This window comes from Mogibacterium pumilum (genome assembly GCF_002243385.1).
GTDB classification, from domain to species: Bacteria; Bacillota; Clostridia; order Peptostreptococcales; family Anaerovoracaceae; genus Mogibacterium; species Mogibacterium pumilum.
This window is the reverse complement of record NZ_CP016199.1, coordinates 765,718-766,281: the sequence shown is the minus strand read 5'-3', so window position 1 is coordinate 766,281 and position 564 is coordinate 765,718. Positions and strand designations below refer to the sequence as shown.

At 39.2% G+C, this 564-nt stretch carries 1 protein-coding gene; it reads right to left on the bottom strand.

Annotated features, from left to right (window positions below; genetic code table 11):
- Positions 1-138: 138 nt before the first annotated feature.
- Positions 139-564: IS200/IS605 family transposase (gene tnpA / locus AXF17_RS03700; RefSeq protein ID WP_094233859.1), on the bottom strand; the 426-nt coding region annotated here is incomplete at its 5' end.

The window sequence follows — 564 nt, the reverse complement described above, 5'->3', positions numbered from 1 at the left end:
CCCGGCACACTACGAATCATGACCACCGGCTGAGCCGGTGGTTTGCTTTGGCCCTATAAGGGCCTTTTACCTGCTGCATCTTAAGATGCGTTGAAAAGATTCGCCAACCGCACGTACTTTCCTACAAGTCCTAAAGGACTATTTCATCTTCTCTCCTGTGAATGGATCAATATACTCCTTCAACGTCATTTGATCATCTACTATGTCACCTTGAAGTTGTGTACGTATGTATTCAGCTATTTTCTTTTCGTTTTTACCTACTGTATCAACATAGTACCCTCGGCACCAAAAGTGTCTATTTCCGTACCTGTATTTTAATTTTGCAAATTTATCGAATATCATAAGTGAACTTTTTCCCTTCAAATATCCGACTATTTGCGACACAGAATACTTTGGCGGTATTTCTACAAGCATATGTATATGGTCAGGGCATAGCTCAGCCTCAACAATGTTGATACCTTTTCTTTGGCATAGGATTCTTATCATCTTTCCTATTTCCACTCGGTACTTCCCATATATTTCTTTTCTTCTATACTTCGGTGCAAATACTATATGATATTTACA